This window comes from Paenibacillus typhae, from assembly GCF_900099765.1.
Taxonomy (GTDB): domain Bacteria; phylum Bacillota; class Bacilli; order Paenibacillales; family Paenibacillaceae; genus Paenibacillus_AQ; species Paenibacillus_AQ typhae.
This window is the reverse complement of sequence record NZ_FNDX01000009.1, coordinates 87,889-107,344: the sequence shown is the minus strand read 5'-3', so window position 1 is coordinate 107,344 and position 19,456 is coordinate 87,889. Positions and strand designations below refer to the sequence as shown.

Below are 19,456 nucleotides of genomic sequence, written 5' to 3'. Positions count from 1 at the left end.
GAGAGATTGGCCATGCAAACTACACCGCAGCCGGGCAAGATGCACATCGCAGTCTTCGGCCTGCGCAACTCCGGGAAGTCCAGTCTGATCAATGCGCTGACCGGCATCCCTTATCAGGTGGTCGGCGATCAGCCGGGCACAACGACTGAACCGGTGTTTCAGGCTTATGAGCTGCCCAAAATCGGCTCCGTCATCATAATTGATACGGCTGGCATAGATGAAGATGAAGAGACAGGAGCTTTCCGGGTCCAGAAGACTCGCGAGGTTATGGATCTGACCGATCTCAGCCTCCTGATTTTCTCCGGGGAGGAGGATGATTACAAGCTGGAGAAGGAGTGGTACCAGGAGCTTGCCAAGCGCCACATTCCGGTCATTGGCGTAATTGCCAAGGTGGATGATCATTATGTGGATCTCGACCAGTTGAAAAGCGAGCTGAACATCCCCTTCGTCAAAGTCAGCTCCCGCAGAAACATCAACTTTGGCAGTCTGCGCCATGCGATCCGTGAATTTGCCCCTGCCGAATTTGAGCGTCCGACCATTCTTGGCGATCTGGTCCATCCGGGGGAAGTCGTCGTAATGGTCATGCCGGATACGATTCCGGCACCCAAATACAGGCTGGTGGCTTCCCAGCAGCAGATTTTGCGGGATTTGCTCGATCATCATGTGATGGCTCTGTCCGTTACAGAGGTGGAGCTGCCTACGCTGCTGATGAATCTGAAGGGTATGCCCGATCTGGTCATTACAGACTCTCAGGTGTACGACAGTGTGAACGAGATTCTTCCGGCCAATGTTCCGCTGACTACCTTCGCAATCCTGATGGCCCGGTTTAAGGGGGATCTGACCACCTTTGTAAAGGGCGCAGAAGCGATTTCCACACTGAAGCCGGGCGACAAGGTACTGTTGTCCGAAGCGTGCATCCATCATCCGCATAACGGTGAAATCGACCGCGACCTGGTAAAAAAGAAGCTGCAGGAAACAGCCGGCAGCGGTCTTGAGATCGAGTCCAGTGTCGGGCCTGACTTTCCGGCAGACTTGTCAACGTATAAGCTGGTCGTGCACTGCGGTGGCTGTATATTTAACCGCAAGCAGCTGATGACAAGACTGGCGGATTCCGGTGCCCAGGGTGTGCCGATCACGAATTACGGCATTGCCTTTGCATACTTCAAAGGCATCCTGCCGCGTGTGCTGGAGATTATGCAAGTGAAATCATAAGGGGAGATTTTTGTGGAGACAGGCGGCGGATTCCGCCTTGAAAGGGATGCGCTTGGAACAGTGGAGGTACCGTCGTCTGCCTATTACGGTATTCATACGGCCCGGGCGATGGAAAACTTTGCGGTGGGCGGCCGCAGGGTCAATCCTCATCTGATCAAGGCAATGATAACAGTGAAAAAAGCGGCAGCACTGGCCCACCTGAAGCTGAACAGCTATCCGCCAGGGATCGCGATGGCGATTGTTCAGGCTTGTGACGAGATTCACGCTGGAGGCTACGAAGACCAGTTCCCTGTGTCTGCACTACAGGGCGGGGCCGGTACGTCAACCAATATGAACATCAATGAAGTATTGGCGAACCGGGCGACCCAGCTGCTGGGCGGAACACGGGGCGATTATACCGTGGTCCACCCGCTGGACCATGTGAATTGCTGCCAGTCCACCAATGATGTCTACCCGACAGCGCTGCGGATCGCCGCGATTGGTCTGGTCCGCAGGCTAAGTGATGCTTTTGCGTCCCTGCAGGAATCGCTGCAGGGGAAGGAGCTGGAGTTCGCAGATGTGCTGAAGCTGGGCCGCACGGAGCTGATGGACGCTGTTCCGATGACTGCCGGCCAGGGCTTTGGAGCATATGCCAAAGCGATCCAGCGTGACCGCTGGCGCCTGTACAAGGCTGAGGAACGGCTCAGGGAGATGCATATCGGAGGGACGGCTATCGGCACCGGCATCAATGCGCCGCTCCGGTATACCTTTTATATCACCGGACTGCTGCAGGAGCTGACCGGTTACGGGCTGGCCCGCAGTGAATATCCGATGGACCCTACGCAGAATATGGATGTATTTGTTGAAGTATCCGGGCTGCTGAAGGCAGCGGCAGTGAATCTGCTCAAAATCTCAGGCGATTTGCGCCTGCTGGCGAGCGGGCCCGCAGGCGGCTTCGGTGAGCTGGAGCTGCCTGCGGTGCAGGCCGGATCTTCCATTATGCCCGGAAAGGTCAATCCGGTGATGGCGGAAATGCTTGGTACAGCCGCCATGCGGGTGATTGCCAACGATTCAGCGGTTACACTGGCTGCCGGCAGCGGGCAGCTGGAGCTGAACGCCTTCATGCCCCTTATAGCGGATGCCCTGCTGGATTCCCTTGAGCTGCTGGAACAGGCAGTCCATTTGTTCAACGAGCGCTGTGTGAAAGGAATCAGGGTCTGCGCACAGCGCTGCAGGGAACTGCTGGAGCGTTCCACGGGACTCGCCGCCGCTTTTGTCGGGCCTATCGGTTATGAGCGCAGTGCAGAGGTTGCCATTCAGGCCAGGGCGGAAGGGAAGTCTATCCGGCAGGTGCTGCTGGATAGGGGGCTGCTCACTGCCGAACAGATTGACGGAATCTTGCATCCCGAACAGCTCACTGCGCCCGGTGTGCCCGGAAAAAGGAGTGAATAAAGTGAGCCTGAACGAATCTCCGCGGGCAAGCCGCCTGCATATTGCCGTATTCGGCAGGCGCAACGCCGGCAAATCCAGCCTCATCAACGCACTGGCCAGACAGGAGGTCTCCGTGGTATCGCCGGTTCAGGGGACAACAACGGATCCGGTCTATAAATCAATGGAGCTGCTTCCGGTTGGACCGGTGGTGCTGATTGATACCGCAGGGCTGGATGATGAAGGCGAGCTTGGCGGGCAGCGGAAGAAGAAAACGATGGAAGTACTATACAAAACCGATGTGGCTCTGCTTGTAATAGACGCACTTGAAGGCGTTACAGCGTATGACGAGCAGATTGCCGGCTTGCTCAAGGAACGGAATATCCCTGTCATCGGGGTATTAAATAAAACGGATTTGCTGCCGGTGGAAAATGCAGACCGGGCTGCTGCTGTGCAGGCTGATACGTGCCGTGAGCTGTTCGGATTCCGGTTCATGCCTGTATCTGCTGCTGCGCAGAAGGGAATTAATCATCTCAGACAGACTCTCTCTGCTGCAGTGCCTGCGGAGGAGGATAAATTCCGGATCATCGGCGATCTGCTAGCACCGGGAGATTTGGTTGTACTGGTTACGCCAATCGATAAGGCGGCACCTAAAGGAAGACTGATCCTTCCCCAGCAGCAGACCATCCGGGATATTCTGGAGAGCGATGCGGTTGCCGTTGTGACAAAGGAACATGAGCTGAAGCTGACACTGGAGAGTCTCGGGCGTAAGCCGCGTCTGGTTGTAACCGACTCCCAGGTATTCCTGAAGGCAGCCGCTGATACGCCGCCGGATGTTCCGTTAACCTCTTTTTCTATTTTGTTTGCCCGCCATAAGGGCGATCTGGAGGAGCTGGTCCGGGGAGCAAGGGCGATTGACCGGCTGCGGGACGGTGACAAGGTGCTGATTGCCGAGCCCTGTACCCACCATACCCAAGCGGATGATATCGGCAGCGTCAAGCTGCCCCGCTGGATTAGGCAGGCTACCGGCCGGACGCTGGAGTTCCATCATGCGAATGGAATGAGCTTTCCTGACAATGTGCAGGACTATGCACTCATTGTCCATTGCGGCGGCTGCATGATCAACCGCCGGCAGATGCTCTGGCGGATGGAGCAGCCGGCAGCCAGCGGGGTACCGATTGTGAATTATGGGGTAGCCATTGCCCATGTCCAGGGGATACTGGAACGGGCGATCTCCCCGTTTCCGCTTGCCCGGCTTGCCTGGCAGGAGGCGTGCGCTGCGGACAGAAAACGTACCGTTGAATCGTGACCGCTACCCGCCGCTCATTATCTAAACAGTAAGACCAGCCTCCAATCCGGGGCTGGTCTTGTTTGTTGAAGCAAGGTGGGGGTAATCAACAACAAAAGTGCCCTTGAATTCGGCTTAAAGCAGCTGGATGGACGAAATGAGAGGCAAAAATGCAGTTGGTATCACCAATTCAGGCCACTAGCATAGCCCATCAGAGTTGCAGCCGTTTACCTCATTTGACCCCAGCATCATCCAGCCGGATCTCAGCCACCTCACCGGTGCTGTTCACGCACCAGAATTCCAGCGTCAGGTTCTGTTCACGATCGATATAGCCAACAATATCAGCACCCTGCTCACCCGATTTGTAATATTTTTTGCCGTAGAGCGACATGACCTTTTCTTTGGAATCACCAATATGTATGCCTTTGGCTGTTGTGAGCGGGTTTTCTTGGCCGGAGATGATCAGCCGCATAATGGTCCCCTGTTCTGGACCTGAGATAATGGAAGCCGTCCGTAATCCGCCATCCCATTCATAGTAGTCGTACATAGTATTATCCTGCTTATTCAGCGTTTGCTGGTATTTGCCGGTGAATGATCTGCTGCCGATATTTTCCCCGATTTTCACGCCTCCTACCGACTCTGCGGAGAGATCGGTAGATCGTGCCCATAACTGCGGCCGGATCAAGAAGCAGCCTGCTACTATAACTGCGATTAATCCGATTACGCTGCTCCACACGATTTTCCTCATACGCTTATTCCTCCATTTGCGGGAATGTAAACCATTCGAATAGCTTAATGAGTCAATGTCAGCTTATCATAAATAGAAATGATGAAAAAGATACCAGAAATCAATCGTTTTTCACGTGAACGGCGTCTTACTTGTAGATACGCAATATAGGGGCCCCTATATAAAAGCTGTATTCCAAAAAGAGAGGGGGACTGAAATATGATGGAGCACACAATGAAAGAGGTCCGATCGGCGGATTTAGCATATTTGGATGAAGAGACTTTTTTCAAACGGCTGTATGTCGAGCACCGCAAATTGTATGCTATCGCCTTCAGCTATATGCGAAATGAAGCGGATGCCCTGGAAGTAGTGCAGGAGGTGTCCTGCCGGGCATGGATCAAGCGCAAAAAGCTGAAAGACGGACAGGCCTTCACACCGTGGCTGATCCGAATCACCATCAATTGCTGCATGGATGAGCTAAGGCGCACAAAGCGGGTCTTCCCGGCCGAAAAGCCCGCAGAGGAAGCGGCTCAGGAGATGCAGAGTAACGAGCGTATTGATCTGGAGCGGGCGATACACCGGCTGAAGCCGAAATACCGGCATGTCATTGTTCTGAAATATTACCAGGACATGACAGTGCCGCAAATGGCGGAAGTGCTGAAGAAGCCGGAAGGTACGGTCAAAACCTGGCTCCGTGACGGGCTGAAGCAGTTGCGTTCCTATATTCAGAAATAAGGGAGGCGAAACGATGAAAGAATTAGAAGAGCAGCTGCTGCACAGAAATGCAGAGGAAGTGAAACAGCAGACGGAGGCTATGCCGGAAATGAAAATTGTTCAGGCAATGCAGAGCGGCATCCATAAAGGAAGGCAGCAATCCCGTAAGAAAATGGCGGTGTCAGGCCTGAAAGCTGCTATTGCTGTCTCCGTTGCCGTCCTGCTGATGTTTGTTTTTTTTAATACTCGTGAAAAAGCTGTGGAATACACGGTCCTCACTCCAGGTCCGGCTAATACCGGGACCCTTTCATATCCGTTCGATGCTTCGCTGATCAGAGACAAGACCCTGCTGAATGCGCTGAATCAGAATCTCCTCCGGCCAATAAACAAAGGTGCCGAAAAAGATGGCTTTAAGGTGGAAATCAAGAACGCTGTGAGTGACGGACGGCAGGTATATATTATATACAGCGTGCAGAATAACACAGATCAGACGGTGGTCCATGCTGATTTTGGACTGGATTTCGGATCGTTTGAAGCGGCAAATATAGGCGCCAAATTGGATATGCTGGGAACGAACAGCCAGATCGAGGCTGGACAGACCCTGTATTTTGTCTATTCCAATACTCTTACACCTGACATGGATTATCCGGAAGAGGTAAAATATGGTGTCGTCCTGACTCAAATCTCTGATGAAGCCCTAAGCTCCAGCAGCAATAAATACCGTACAAGTATCGAGGTATCTTTTAGACTGGATTCGGAGATGCTCAAGGACCGTAACCGGATCTGGACTGCCAGTCAGGAGCTGATTGTAGCCGGTCAAAAGCTTCAAGTGAACAAGGTACTGTTTACACCACTAAGCACTTATGTCGATTTGGAAGCGGATGAGCATAATACGATGCAGGTTAATGGACTCATAAATCCTGTGCTTATCGGCAAGAGCGGAGACAGGATCATAAAATCCTACTATCCAACGGTTATCACGGCCGACAATTCAAAGCTTTGGGAGGATCAGTCTCACTTTACACTTGTATACACCAGTAAAGATTACCTGGATCTGGACACCTTGGTGCTCAAAACCTTTGGCGCTGCAGCCGTTAATAAGGATCAGATGAAAATCGTTGTTGATCTGAAAAAACGGAAGATCATTGAAGCTCCAGACGGCTTTTCAATAAAAAATCAGGGTGAACCGGCAAAGCCGGGTGTGGTTACTTTCCTTAATAAGAGAGAAAACATAGACACACAGGGCAGCTTCAATATGCGTCTGGCAGGAAATTATACAGCTGCTGACGGTAAAGTGTATACAAGGCCGGAAGGGGAAGAGGTCTTTACTCAATCGTTGTCACGCGGAGCCGTTGAATTCGAAGAGGAATATGATTACAACTTCGGGTTGCAGGCTATCGGTTATCCGCAGCCGCTGACTGTAGAGATAGAGCGCTACTGGCATCCGGTATTGGATACGCAGTCAGTGGAACTTCTACGTGTACAAAAGTAAACTTGATCAAAAAGCAAACCAAAAACAAGCCGATCCTGTTCATTACAGAATCGGCTTGTATCACTTTAACTGAACTGTCATGCCGGTTGGCTTAACGGAAGTTGCTGAACCAGCTCCAGTCAAAGCCTGAAGACTGGTCCTGAGAAGCACTGCCGGATGAAGCTGGTGAAGTAGTATCGGATGATTTGTCAGAAGAAGTGTCTGCTGACGTCTGTGGTGCAGTGTCTTTTGTAGGCTGTGGTTTTGCAGTACCGGCCGTTGAATCAGACCCCGCTTTGCTGGTGTCTTGTCCATTTGCCGGCAGCACACGACGGGCAGAAGTGTAATGCTCATCCCACCAGCCGCTGTTCAGATCAGTAACCGTTACGCCGCCTTCCCCGTAGGTATGCAGGATTTTACCGTCGCCGATATAAACTGCGACGTGGTGAATAGGGGAATAGAAGAACACAAGATCACCCGGCTGCAGCTGGTCTCTAGAAATGGATGTACCGTCCGTTGACTGCTGCTTGGACGAACGGGAAAGCGTTATTCCATGCTGCCCGAAGATGTACTGGGTGAAAGAGGAGCAGTCAAAGCTGCTGGTATTCCCGGCCTCAGCCCCGTATTCATAACGGACTCCTTTATATTTCATGCCAGTGGCAATGATCTTGTCAGCAAGACTGGAATTTACAGTAGCACTTACAGTGCTGTCAGCAGTTGCGGCATAGGCTTTATTATTGGTATCAATGAAGCCTGTTACGGCAGTCAGCAGGGCGGTACCCAGGCTTACCCCAATGACCATGCTGCGAAAACGTTTTGTACGGTTAGTTGTATTAGCTGTATTCATAAGTTACCTCCTCAGTTGTTGTCTGGTAAGCTTCTGAACCCACTCTAACACATCTAAAAATAACAGCATTTACCTCCCTATGCGATTTGTCTGCGCCCGCAAGGGTTTAGAGGCTTTTATGAAGAAATGATGACAAAATTTTAAACAAATTGTTCTTGACAAATGTTATAGCAATTCAATCTTTATGCAAATCACGCTGATTGCCTTCACGGAACTTACGGGGAGATATGCCGATTACTCTCGTAAACAGGATAGAGAAATAGTTGGCGTTGTCGTAACCCACCATTTTGGCAATTTCCCAGATCTTTTTTTCCGTGATGGCCATCAGGCGCATCGCTTCACCCATCCGCCGCTGGATTAAATAGTTGATCGGTGAAATGCCGAAATTATTTTTGTACAAATGAACCAGGTAATAGGAGTCAATGTGATAAAGCTGTGCCAGATCGGCAAGCGTCAGCTTGCGCCGGTAATTCGTATCCAGATAAGCTTTAATCTGATTGGCGAGCGAAGCTTTTTCTTCCTTGGAAGTCCTGTTCTGCAAAAGAATCATCCGTTCAAGCAGCAGCAGAATCGCTTCTAATAAATGCTGTGAGATCCGTTCATAGCCTCTGCCCCGCAGTGAAAATTCATTGACCAGCGCCTGTATCAGCATGGCCAGCTCACTTGTGTAATGGTTGGAACGGATAACCGGCTCCCATCCGGGAGGAACCACCCAATCGCGCTGCTGATCAACAGGTGAAAGAAAACGGAAATTAAAAAAGCAGGTAGAAAGCGGCCGATCTGGATCGGACTGTTCCTGATGCAGTGTACCCCGGTTATAGACAAGCACGTCGCCTTTTTGGGCCGTATAGGCTTTACCGTCGATAACATACGAGCCCACTCCGTCTTCAATATAAATGACCTCATGCATATCCTCATGCTTGTGAAGCGCAAACTTCCATTCCGGGTTGGCACTCATTTTGCCGGCATAAATCAATTCGCCGTTAAATGCCCCGTTGTTCATATCCATCAGCAAATCATCATTATCATCCATTCCTTATCCTGCTTTCGTTCATTTATTCTAATGACAAGATATATCATCTTTTTGAGAAAAACAACAATAACCTTTATTGTTCCATTTCCGGTTCATTTGTACAATGAAGCTCAGTAGAAGGGCAGAGCTCAAGTGAATGGATGTGACGATATGCAGACATCTGGTCCAGGTAGTCTTCGAATGGTTTGGGAGAAGCAGGGGTATGTCAGGATACCTAAGGCGGTTCCGTTATTCTATGTGCTGAGGTATGTAGACTGGCGCCAGTCCGTGACCCGGGTTCCGGCAGAGCTCCTCAGCCACCATCAGTCTGTATGGGATATCCGCTCTATGTCTGCCGTTTACGCCGCCGCCGCTGAAATTCTTGACACTCCTGCAGTCTGGGCAGTGATTAATGAGCCGGAATGTGCTGTAATAAAAGGATTTCTGGCGGTTAACAGGAACGGAAGCAGCTTAACGGCTGTGGAGGAAGGCGGGCAATATTTTACACTGGAAGCCCAAATGGCTGACCTGATTATGACAGATCCGCAGCGCATGAGCATCACCGGCTTTTCCGGGTGCGACTGGCTTACTCTCGATTATTCCCCGGCGCAGCCTAACAATGCTGAACTGCTTGGCCAAAGGCAGAAGGAATTCTGCAATGACCAGATTGCCCCGGTAAATCTGACTTTATTGGGGCAGAAGATGATGGGCCTTGCAGGGTGGTGACCGGACATTTCCGGGAGAAACAATGAATGTAACTGCGGGCTGATTTGTAGCCGCTGAAAGCGGAACCAAATGAGGCCGAGCCTTAGTTGGAAGCGCCCAGCAATATATATAACATTTTTGCGTGAGGATTGGATGATTTGAATCTGAACAGCAGCCGGGGGGAACTATGAAAAAAGTTAATGAACGCGGCCTTGTATTTTCTTTTACCTTTATGGCCTTTCTGCTGGGAACTACGGAGTATATTATTGTCGGACTGCTGTCGGAAATCGCTGCTTCCCTGCAGATTACCCTTGCATTAGCGGGAAGTCTTGTCTCCGGTTTTGCGATAGCTTATGCGCTTGGGACACCGGTATTAATGACATTGGTCAGCAGACTGCCCAAAAAGCAGACTATTCTGGGTACAATTGCCCTGATTGTGGCGTTTAACCTGTTCAGTGCCGTGTCAGGCACATACGGATTGATGTTATTTACGAGGATTGCAACAGCAGTCTTGTGCGGGCTGGCTATTTCGCTGTCGCTCTCAGCGGTCAGTGAGGTTGTTGCTCCGGCCAGGCAGGGGAAATCTGTCTCTTACATTCTGGGCGGGTTTGGGATCGCGAATGTGCTGGGCGTGCCGATCGGCACTTTTGTAGGGCAGCATTTCGAGTGGCAGGCAGCCTTTGTCCTGACAGCTGTGATGGGAGCCGCAGCCTTTGTGCTTAACCTGATTGTTATTCCATCTAACCTGACTAACACCAAAGCTTCCTTGAAGGATCAGCTCAGCCTGCTCGCAGACCGTCGTATGATATTGGCTTTTCTGATACCGGTATTCGGGACGGGGGCTGTATTCAGCATCTACACTTATATTAGACCGCTAATGGATTCGGTAATGAATATCCCTGCCGCTTCGGTCAGCTGGGTGCTGCTCGCCTATGGCCTGGCCACCATCTTCAGCACCTGGCTGGGCGGGATTGTCGCATCCGGCAATGCGCTGGGCAGACTAAGAGTGGTATTTCTGGTCCAGGCAGCAATCTATGTTCTCTTTTTCTTCGCAGCGCCTGTCCCTGTTCTGGGGCTTATCTTTCTGATTTTGAGCGCCTGTGTATCCAATATACTGAACGTAACAGCCCAGCTATATCTGATCGAACTGGCGGTTGAGCATTCGCCGGGCTCCAGGGATTTCGCCGCTTCGCTGAATCCGGTCGCTGCCAACACCGGTATCGCCGGCGGATCGGCCCTTGGCGGCCTGGTTGTGGGAACGGGCGGACTGGGCGCTTTGTCGTGGACTGCAGCAGGTATTGCGGTGGCTGCGTTCGCGGTTACGGCAATCAGCTACAGGCTTAAGCAGAAATCTGTATCGCGTAAAGCGCAGGCTGCAGCTGCCTGATTGTGAAAGATGGTGATTTCCAGATCAAATCTATTTATGAATCCGGCAAAAGTGACGATACATAAATAGACACAGATCATACACATTTAGGAGAGAGCCATGGATAACCTTACCGCATTAGTATTGGCAGCACCACTGTTCAAACAGATTCATGCACAGGATATTATGATTGGTGTTACAGACAGAGAGATTTTTCATTACTACGCACCAAGCAAGGCACTGGATTTCGGCCTGACCAAAGGAAGTCCCGTTCCGCCGGATGACCCGTCACTCGGGAACGCGCTGGCCGGACGTGCCACGACGAACCGCCTGCCTGCAGAGCTTTACGGAGCGACTGTCATCTCCTCGGCTGTACCGGTATATGGGCCGGAAGGCGAGATCATCGGAGCATTTGCGATTGCGTACACACTGGAAAATGAAGATAAGATGGAGCAGCTGACAGAGAGCATTAACAGAATCAGCGGCCAGCTGGTCGACATGGTCCAGAATGTGGCAGCCCAGTCTGAGGAGCTGTCGGCAACGACAGCGCAGATTCTGGATAATTCACGGCAGACCGTAGAGGAATCCAAGCAGGTGAATAAGGTCGCCGGCTTCATCCGGGAAATCTCCGAGCAGACCAATCTGCTGGGATTGAATGCTGCCATTGAAGCCGCCCGGGTCGGCGAGCAGGGGGCAGGCTTTGGCGTAGTGGCTACCGAAGTACGCAAGCTGTCCGTCAACACCAGAGAAGCGACCAAAACGATTGAGGATTCACTGGCCCTGGTGCAGCGCTCGATCCGTCAAATGGAGCAGGAGATTGAAGCTATCGCCGCTTCCTCCGCTGCGCAGGCTGAACTCGTTACGCAGTTTAGCGATGTTATAGAACGATTGAACGAAACCAGCGGTGAAATGACCAGATTTATTTCCTCTATTATTCAATAACAGAATAAGATTAAGGGATACCAAGGGGCCGGATAAAGGCTGGCAGGAGGTATCCCTTTTTTGTGTGCGGCCCCCATCTTAATGTAATCTTAATGCAGGGGGCGAAGTTGTAATACTACGCTGATTTTGCACATGCTATACTAGCTAACAGCAACTACATGCCGGAAAGGGAATCGATATGGCACATCACCGGAACAGCGCTGTTCCATTCCAAGAGCAGGGTTTAGACAGCTCTCAGGGGAAAAAACGCGGCACGCTCAAAATCTTTTTCGGATACGCGGAAGGGGTCGGCAAGACATGTGCCATGCTGAATGCTGCGCATGATGAACAAAGAGACGGGAAGGACGTAGTTGCGGGATACATTGAAACGCACCAGCGTCCGGAGACGGAAGCGATGATCGAGGGGCTGGAGGTGCTGCCAAGGCTTGCGTTTCCTTCCCGGGAATTTGATCTGGATAAAGCCCTGCACAGGCGGCCTGACCTGATCCTGGTGGATGAGCTGGCCCACCATAACGGTGCTGACTGCCGGCACAAGAAGCGGTATCAGGATATTGAGGAGCTGCTGCGTGCAGGAATCAATGTATATACAACAGTTAATGTACAGCACCTGGAAAGTCTGCATGACATTGTCGCAGCCATCACCGGCCTGAGCGTACACGAGCGGATTCCCGACAGTGTGTTTGAAGGGGCCGATCAGATTGAGCTGGTTGATATTCCCCCGGATGATCTGCTGGACCGTCTGAACAAAGGGAAGCTAGTCACAGACGGGCAGGAGCAGCACGAAAGCCTTTCGCAGGTCTTTGTCAAAAGCAAGCTGATTGCCCTGCGGGAAATCGCCCTGCGTTATACCGCGGATCAGCTGGGGCGGATTACGCGGCGATCCGGTGACAGGGCTGCTGAGGAGGCCTATCATACGGCAGACCATATTCTGGTCTGTATCTCCTCTGCTGCTTCCAGCAAAAAAGTGATCCGTACAGCCGCGAGAATGGCCGAGGCGTTCCGGGGGGCTTTTACAGCATTATACGTGGAGACGCCTAGAAGCAAAGAGCTGACTCACAAGAGCAAGGCTGAGCTCCGGGAAAACCTGCGGCTGGCCGAACAGCTGGGTGCCCAGCCGGCGACTGTCTACGGCGACGATATACCCGGACAAATTGCCGAATACGCCGTCTCCAGCCGGGTAACCAAGATCGTCATTGGCCGCCCGCGAAGCAGCAAAAAAAGATGGATAGCCAAAACCAATATCGTGGATAAACTGACAGAGCTGGCACCGAATATTGATGTTCATATTATTCCGGATACCCAGCCGGCACGTTATAACAAGTTTCCTTCCCATTTGAAGCCCAAGGGCTTCTCTACGGAAGATGCGCTGAAGTCCCTTATCATATTGATAGCATGTACTCTGATCGGCCTTTGGTTCCGGCATCTCGGTTTTCGTGAAGCCAATATTATCACTGTGTATATTCTGGGAGTTCTGCTGAATGCCATAGCAACAAGCGGAAGGCTGTACAGCGCGGCGAATTCCATCCTGAGCGTGCTCGTCTTCAATTATCTGTTTACAGAACCTTACTACTCGCTGATTACAGCGGACACGGGTTATCCGGTAACGTTTCTGGTTATGCTGACAGCTTCCTTCATCAGCAGTACGCTGACGATGCGGATTAAAGAGCAGGCCCGCCAGTCTGCTCAAAAGGCCTACCGGACAGAAGTTCTGCTGGAAACCAGCCGCAAATTACAGCAGGCAGAAGGCTCGGAGGCGATTATAAAGGAAACGGCTGTTCAAATGGTCAAGCTGGTGGACCGGACTGTGATTTTTTATCCGGCCGGTCCGGAGGGGCTTAAAGATCCGCTGATCTACTCCAAGCCTGAGGCCGCAGTAGCAGCATCAGAGTATACCGGAGTGAATGAATGGGCTGTCGCCGACTGGGTGTACAAAAATAACAAGCGGGCCGGAACAACTACGGATACCTTCTCTGCAGCCAGCTGCCTGTATCACGCAGTCCGTGCAGGGGATACGGTGTTCGCGGTCGCCGGTATCGTGATGGACCGGGAAGAGCCGCTCGGCATCTTTGAGAAAAGCCTGATGATTGCCATGCTCGGCGAATGTGCCCTTGCACTGGAGAAGGAGCTGCTCAGCAGCAGGCAAAAGGAAATCTCAATCCAGATCAGGCAGGAGCAGCTGCGTGCGAATCTGCTTCGCGGGATTTCTCATGATCTGCGGACACCGCTCACCAGCATCTCCGGAAATGCCGGTATCCTGCTGGCCAACCCGGGTGTTCTCAGTGAAGCTCAGAAGATCGGACTCTATACCGATATCTACGATGATTCGATGTGGCTGATCAATCTTGTAGAGAATCTGCTGTCCATTACAAGGATCGATAACGGCAGCCTGAATCTGTATTTTCAGGCCGAGCTGCTGGAAGAAGTTATCGCTGAAGCACTGCTGCATGTAAACCGCAGCAGCGCAGAGCATATTATCCGGACAAAGCTGGAGGATGAGCTTCTTATGGCCCGGATGGATTCGCGGCTGATTATGCAGGTGCTGATCAACCTGGTGGACAATGCGATCAAGTATACACAAGCGGGCTCCACCATTACAGTATCGGCGAAACGGGAGCGGGATTTGGTACGGGTCACTGTATCCGACAACGGCCCAGGCATACCGGAGGAGGCCAAGACCAAGCTGTTCGATATGTTCTATACAGCCGATAATCTGCGCGGTGACGGACGCCGGGGCTTGGGTCTCGGATTATCCTTATGTAAATCCATTGTGCATGCCCATGGAGGGACGATTGAGGTTACGGACAATATTCCGCAGGGGGCTGTTTTCAGCTTTACCCTGCAGGCTGAGGAGGTGAACGTTCATGAATAAACCTTTGATTCTTGTCGTTGAGGATGACAAGCCAATCCGCAAGCTGATTACCACAACACTGGAAACACAGGGCTACAAATACCATACGGCGGAAACCGGGGAGGCCTCTATCCTTGAGGCTGTTTCGAATCAGCCTGATCTGATGATTCTGGATCTTGGACTACCGGATATGGACGGTGTGGACATTATCCGCAAAGTGCGGTCATGGTCCAACCTGCCGATCATCGTGGTGAGCGCCCGCAGCGAGGACAGAGACAAGATCGATGCGCTGGATGCCGGGGCCGATGATTATCTGACCAAGCCGTTTAGTGTCGAGGAGCTGCTGGCCAGACTGCGGGTCAGCCTGCGCCGGATCCGCTATGACAGCGAGAAGCTGCAGAAGGATGCGTCCGTTTTTACCAACGGCAGCCTGAAGATTGATTACGCCGCCGGCTGCGTATGGATGGGCCAGGAAGAAATTCATCTGACCCCGATTGAATACAAGCTGCTCTGCCTGCTCGCCAAGAATGCAGGGAAGGTCCTGACACATAATTATATTTTGCGAGAAATCTGGGGCAGTCTGACCTACGATGTACCGGCGCTGCGTGTGTTTATGGCAACCCTGCGCAAAAAGATCGAAAAGCCGCAGTCGGCACAGTCCAAAATTATCCAGACTCATATCGGAGTAGGGTACAGGATGCTGCAGAGCGGTGAGGACATCAAATCGGGCTGAGAATATAACCAACTTAATCATTCCAACTGATGATGGGCAACAAGGCCATACTCCTATGAGTATGGTTTTTTTTGTTATTGTCCGGGACAGGCGGGGCAGACTAATGGGAGAATTCCGTTTCATTTTTAATGGAATCTATATTTTCCGGCGGTTACTTTAATCCAGAACTAACGGCGGGAGTAGTACGCTGGAAGCATGAAGATTACTTCACGATACTAACACAAAAGGGGAGCTAATAATGATGAATGATGTATTGCAAACAACGGGTGTAGCCGCGATGATCCTGGTGCTGCTTTTTTCTGCCGAACGGTTGTTCAAGCTGCGTGATCTGCGGAAGCTGGCTGAAGCAGAGGACGATGAGGCTGTCCGGAAAGCCGAGGAAGCGGTCCAGGCCCTCTCCTCAGGTAAATCTTAATGCCATGCATTCCGTTAAAACTCGAGCCCGTCAACCTGATCAGGGGACTGTCTTTAAGGCTGGCGGGCTTTTATTTTCAATTAGCATCATTGGCTGGAGAGCCTAATTATCTGTCATCATAAGTGCTTTTATCCTATTACTGATTATTGAAAAACAGATACAAAATCTACAAAACCAACTGCGACCGGGCTGTAGTTAACACTCAAGCCGAAAATTGATCCGTATGCTGGTGTGAATCCCCCGTTAACCCGGTAGCCCCGGTCATACCTGTAGCTCCTGTAATACCAATTGCTTCGCCTAAATAGGATCTGATTAAATAGAATATTAGAATATTCAGTATTCTTTAATTTGAATGGGTTTAAAAGCATTCCTTATGAGAACTGCTCATTATGTACCATGACTTGAAAGACAGTTATACCTGAGAGTATCTAATTGCTTGATGTAAATTACTCATACGTACACCTGTTTTTAATTCACACTAATGTGTATAATAAACAAGACTATACTAATGACAGGAGCTGACAGGATAATGTAGGATTTCTTGCGCTTATATAAATCAATAAAACAGCTTTCCGCAGGGCCGCCTTGGCTTTGCGTGTTTTATGCTTTATGTGCAAGAAGGTTCTGCATCCTTTCACTCAGAATAATAGCCTGATCCGCCCCTTATGCAGGGGGCCGGGTTTGCTGTATTTATTTGAGCTGCGGAGGCCTGCCTTCTTGCAGCTCATTTTATTTGTACAGGGGGTTACTTGTATGTCATTAATCAATGTGTCGAATCTTACATTTGCCTATGACGGCAGCTACGATAATATATTTGAGAAAGCAAGCTTTCAGCTGGATACGGACTGGAAGCTGGGCTTTACAGGGAGGAACGGCCGGGGCAAGACAACCTTTCTGAATCTCCTGCTGGGCAAATATGAATACAGCGGGACCATTTCGGCAAAGGTTGGCTTCGAATATTTCCCGTTCACGGCTCAGCATCCGGAATATTTGACCATGGATGTCCTGGAGGAGGTTTGTCCAGGTGCGGAGCAGTGGCAGTTTGTACGTGAATTGTCCCTGCTGAAGGTTGAAGCGGATGATGTGCTCTACCGGCCGTTTGATTCGTTGTCTAGCGGAGAACAGACAAAGGTGATGCTAGCAGCCTTATTTTTGAAGGAAGACCGCTTTCTGCTGATCGACGAGCCTACCAATCATCTCGACATGGAGGCCAGGCAGCTGGTCAGCGAATATCTTAACACTAAAAAGGGCTTCATTCTCGTCTCCCATGACCGTGCGTTTCTCGATAATTGTGTCGATCATATCCTGTCGATCAATAAAACCGGCATCGATATTCAAAAGGGCAGCTTTTCCGAATGGTGGGAAAATAAACAGAGGCAGGATGCCTATGAGCTCGCGGAGAACGATAGGCTGAAAGCAGACATCCGGCGGTTGTCAGACGCTGCCAAGCGTACAGGGGGCTGGTCGGATGAAGTGGAAAAATCGAAAAACGGTACTCGCAACTCCGGCTCCAAGCTTGACAAGGGTTATGTCGGACATAAGGCTGCGAAGATGATGAAGCGCTCCAAATCCATTGAGCAGCGGCAGCATAGTGCGATAGAAGACAAATCGAAGCTGCTGAAGAATATCGAGAGCTCAGACAGCCTGAAAATCACTGCTCTTCCATATCACAAAAACCAGCTAGCCGAATTTGATCATATCTCTATCAAGTACGGGGAAAGGACCGTGTGCAGTGACGTCAGCTTCGTTATCGGACAGGGGGAGCGGATCGCCATCTCCGGTAAAAACGGTTCCGGCAAGTCCAGTCTGCTCAAGCTGCTGACCGGTGAGGATATCAGCTATACTGGAACACTGCGGACCGGAAGCCAGCTGAAAATATCCTATGTATCGCAGGACACTTCATTTCTGCAAGGCAGCTTAACGGAATACGCCCGGGCGCATGAGGTGGATGAAAGCCTGTTTAAGGCGATTCTGCGCAAGCTTGATTTTTCCAGGGTGCAGTTTGAAAAGGATATGGCGTCCTTCAGCGGAGGGCAGAAGAAAAAGGTGCTGATTGCCCGGAGCCTCAGCGAGCAGGCCCATTTGTATATCTGGGATGAGCCGCTGAACTACATTGATATCCTTTCCCGTATGCAGATTGAGGAGCTGCTGATTGATTCCGCGCCGACGCTGCTGTTTGTAGAGCACGACCGGGAGTTTTGCCGGAATATTGCCACCAAGACAGTCTTGCTTTAAGAGATAGAAAGCAGGTATACCAGCTGGCATAAGAATATCGTCCATCACAATCCGTTTATCCTCAATTGTCAGTCCGCCGGATATCCTGTAGACTTCTACTGGACAATCACCGGGAAGGCATCCCTGTGATTCAATTTCGCAGTAGGGAAGGATTCGTATATGATCTATAATCCGGATAATCAGCTTCCAGCTAAACTGACCATTACCATGTGGGACTTCTCCTGGTATACCATGACTCTGCCCGGGGAGCCCTATCATGATCTGGCTGCGCGGTTCGCGGAAGCGGTAGAGCGCGGCTACAATACGATCCGCATCTGCGCCATGCCGTTCCTGCTGTTTACCGCTGACGGCCCGAGGCCCGGTCCGCTGAAATTCGGCAGCCTGGGCAAAGTCGGCCAGCGGACCAGATGGTACAATTGCATCGGCGGTGCCGAGCTCGACGGACATGCCCATCTGCTGGAGCTGTTCAGACAGGCTGAGGCACATAACTGTTACATCATGCTGTCCTCCTGGGAATATCAGCAGAGCCCGAGCTTTCTGGCCCATCCGCAGCTGCGCGACGAGCTGGCAGCCATTGCGCCTGAGGACCGGTTCATGGCGCTTGCCAAATCGATGAGCCAGCTGATCCGTTATGTAAAAGAAGCCGGCTACGGCAAGCAGATTGTCTACGCGGAGCTGCACAACGAAGTGGAATTCGGTCAGCTGACAGCCGTTGGGGCAGCCCAGGGGGTGGCGTTCGAGAATGTGCCAGCCAACCTCAGAATTATGCAGCCGTATATTGAAGAAGCGGTTGCCTATCTGCGCGAACAGCATCCGGATACGCTGATGACGGCAAGCTATACCGTGAATGAAGAGTATCCGAAAGCCTACGTCGCCCGCAATATGCAGGTAGGCCACTATCACCTGTATATCAAAGGTGTGCTGAATGAGCTGATGCGTAATGCCGGAATTGATGATGATAAGGTACCTTTTCCGGGAGAATTCGTTCAGTCTCTGCTCAGGGAGGATGCACCGCCTTTTGAAGAATGGAACCTGCCTCCGGGCCAGGAATGGCGGATGGAAGGGAATCCGGTGGGCATGCGGCTGATCTACCTGCACGACTGGGCGGACCCGGACAAGTGGGATTTGTTCCTGTATGACAGATACGGGGCGCATAAGATCGCGATGCTCCAGAAGGCCGACAAGTCCTTTGATGAAATTCATGAATGGGCAGACCAGGCTGGATTACCTATTGTTATCGGGGAAGGCTATGTCGGCTACACGCCGCTTCTGGCCGGCTTCGAGGAAGGGCCTGTAGGTAAATTCATCGCTGAATACGCGATCCGCAAAGGAATGGCACTAGGCTTCTGGGGCATGACGCTGTGCTCCAACTGCGCGCCGCATCATCCGTTCTGGGACGATATTGCCTGGCAGCAAAAGTGGAACCGGTTTATACTGGAAAGTTAATATAACGGCATTCAAGTAAAAGGGCGGCTGCGCATGTTCTGTAAAAGAAGAACATATGCAGCCGCCCTTATCATTTCTGAAAAGCGGA

Annotated in this window: 15 protein-coding genes and 1 pseudogene; 13 read left to right on the top strand and 3 right to left on the bottom strand. The window is 51.3% G+C overall.

Going from position 1 to position 19,456, the window contains the following annotated elements:
- Positions 1-12 precede the first annotated feature (12 nt).
- The 3 genes from hydF (BLR64_RS10515) to hydF (BLR64_RS10505) are packed head-to-tail and all read left to right on the top strand — an operon-like array spanning position 13 to position 3,928.
- Positions 13-1,212 carry a [FeFe] hydrogenase H-cluster maturation GTPase HydF gene (hydF, locus tag BLR64_RS10515; RefSeq protein ID WP_090714070.1) on the top strand — a complete coding sequence of 400 codons (1,200 nt, stop codon included), beginning with the start codon at positions 13-15 and terminating at the stop codon, positions 1,210-1,212.
- Between the two features lie 12 nt (positions 1,213-1,224).
- Positions 1,225-2,643 carry an aspartate ammonia-lyase gene (locus BLR64_RS10510; protein ID WP_090714069.1) on the top strand — a complete coding sequence of 473 codons (1,419 nt, stop codon included), beginning with the start codon at positions 1,225-1,227 and terminating at the stop codon, positions 2,641-2,643.
- Position 2,644: 1 nt separating this feature from the next.
- Positions 2,645-3,928, top strand: a complete 1,284-nt coding sequence (gene hydF / locus BLR64_RS10505; RefSeq protein WP_090714068.1) for a [FeFe] hydrogenase H-cluster maturation GTPase HydF — start codon at positions 2,645-2,647, stop codon at positions 3,926-3,928.
- A 211-nt stretch (positions 3,929-4,139) separates the two neighbouring features.
- On the opposite strand, the gene BLR64_RS10500 is transcribed toward hydF (BLR64_RS10505), so the two are convergent.
- Positions 4,140-4,655 (bottom strand): hypothetical protein, encoded by a 516-nt coding sequence (locus tag BLR64_RS10500; protein WP_090714067.1) that lies wholly within the window; start codon positions 4,653-4,655, stop codon positions 4,140-4,142.
- Between the two features lie 201 nt (positions 4,656-4,856).
- Here BLR64_RS10500 and BLR64_RS10495 point away from each other — a divergent pair, with 201 nt between their 5' ends.
- Positions 4,857-5,369, top strand: a complete 513-nt coding sequence (locus tag BLR64_RS10495; protein WP_415841039.1) for a sigma-70 family RNA polymerase sigma factor — start codon at positions 4,857-4,859, stop codon at positions 5,367-5,369.
- A 13-nt stretch (positions 5,370-5,382) separates the two neighbouring features.
- On the top strand, positions 5,383-6,840 hold the full coding sequence (locus BLR64_RS10490; protein ID WP_090714065.1) for a DUF4179 domain-containing protein: 1,458 nt from the start codon (positions 5,383-5,385) through the stop codon (positions 6,838-6,840).
- Positions 6,841-7,141: 301 nt separating this feature from the next.
- Here BLR64_RS10490 and BLR64_RS10485 read toward each other — a convergent pair.
- Both BLR64_RS10485 and BLR64_RS10480 read right to left on the bottom strand, forming a co-directional pair.
- Positions 7,142-7,666, bottom strand: a pseudogene (locus BLR64_RS10485) (C40 family peptidase); the annotation flags it as partial.
- 175 nt (positions 7,667-7,841) lie between these two features.
- Positions 7,842-8,699: a helix-turn-helix transcriptional regulator gene (locus BLR64_RS10480; protein ID WP_090714064.1), complete on the bottom strand. Its 858-nt coding sequence runs from the start codon at positions 8,697-8,699 to the stop codon at positions 7,842-7,844.
- Positions 8,700-8,879: 180 nt separating this feature from the next.
- Here BLR64_RS10480 and BLR64_RS10475 point away from each other — a divergent pair, with 180 nt between their 5' ends.
- The 8 genes from BLR64_RS10475 (at position 8,880) to BLR64_RS10445 (ending at position 19,368) form a co-directional block, all read left to right on the top strand.
- Entirely contained in the window at positions 8,880-9,404 is a 525-nt protein-coding gene (locus BLR64_RS10475; protein ID WP_090714063.1) for a hypothetical protein, read from the top strand.
- A gap of 166 nt (positions 9,405-9,570) precedes the next feature.
- Positions 9,571-10,770: an MFS transporter gene (locus tag BLR64_RS10470; RefSeq protein ID WP_090714062.1), complete on the top strand. Its 1,200-nt coding sequence runs from the start codon at positions 9,571-9,573 to the stop codon at positions 10,768-10,770.
- A gap of 99 nt (positions 10,771-10,869) precedes the next feature.
- Positions 10,870-11,691 carry a methyl-accepting chemotaxis protein gene (locus BLR64_RS30995; RefSeq protein WP_090714061.1) on the top strand — a complete coding sequence of 274 codons (822 nt, stop codon included), beginning with the start codon at positions 10,870-10,872 and terminating at the stop codon, positions 11,689-11,691.
- A 178-nt stretch (positions 11,692-11,869) separates the two neighbouring features.
- Positions 11,870-14,560, top strand: a complete 2,691-nt coding sequence (locus BLR64_RS10460; RefSeq protein WP_090714060.1) for a sensor histidine kinase — start codon at positions 11,870-11,872, stop codon at positions 14,558-14,560.
- Positions 14,553-15,272, top strand: coding sequence for a response regulator (locus tag BLR64_RS10455; protein WP_090714059.1), 720 nt, complete (start codon positions 14,553-14,555; stop codon positions 15,270-15,272). The genes BLR64_RS10460 and BLR64_RS10455 overlap by 8 nt, the downstream gene beginning before the upstream one ends.
- Positions 15,273-15,510: 238 nt before the next feature.
- Positions 15,511-15,687, top strand: a complete 177-nt coding sequence (locus tag BLR64_RS30275) for a hypothetical protein (RefSeq protein ID WP_167360644.1) — start codon at positions 15,511-15,513, stop codon at positions 15,685-15,687.
- Between the two features lie 753 nt (positions 15,688-16,440).
- Positions 16,441-17,922: an Lsa family ABC-F type ribosomal protection protein gene (locus BLR64_RS10450; protein ID WP_090714058.1), complete on the top strand. Its 1,482-nt coding sequence runs from the start codon at positions 16,441-16,443 to the stop codon at positions 17,920-17,922.
- A 159-nt stretch (positions 17,923-18,081) separates the two neighbouring features.
- Positions 18,082-19,368: a cellulase-like family protein gene (locus BLR64_RS10445; protein WP_090714057.1), complete on the top strand. Its 1,287-nt coding sequence runs from the start codon at positions 18,082-18,084 to the stop codon at positions 19,366-19,368.
- Positions 19,369-19,456 lie beyond the last annotated feature (88 nt).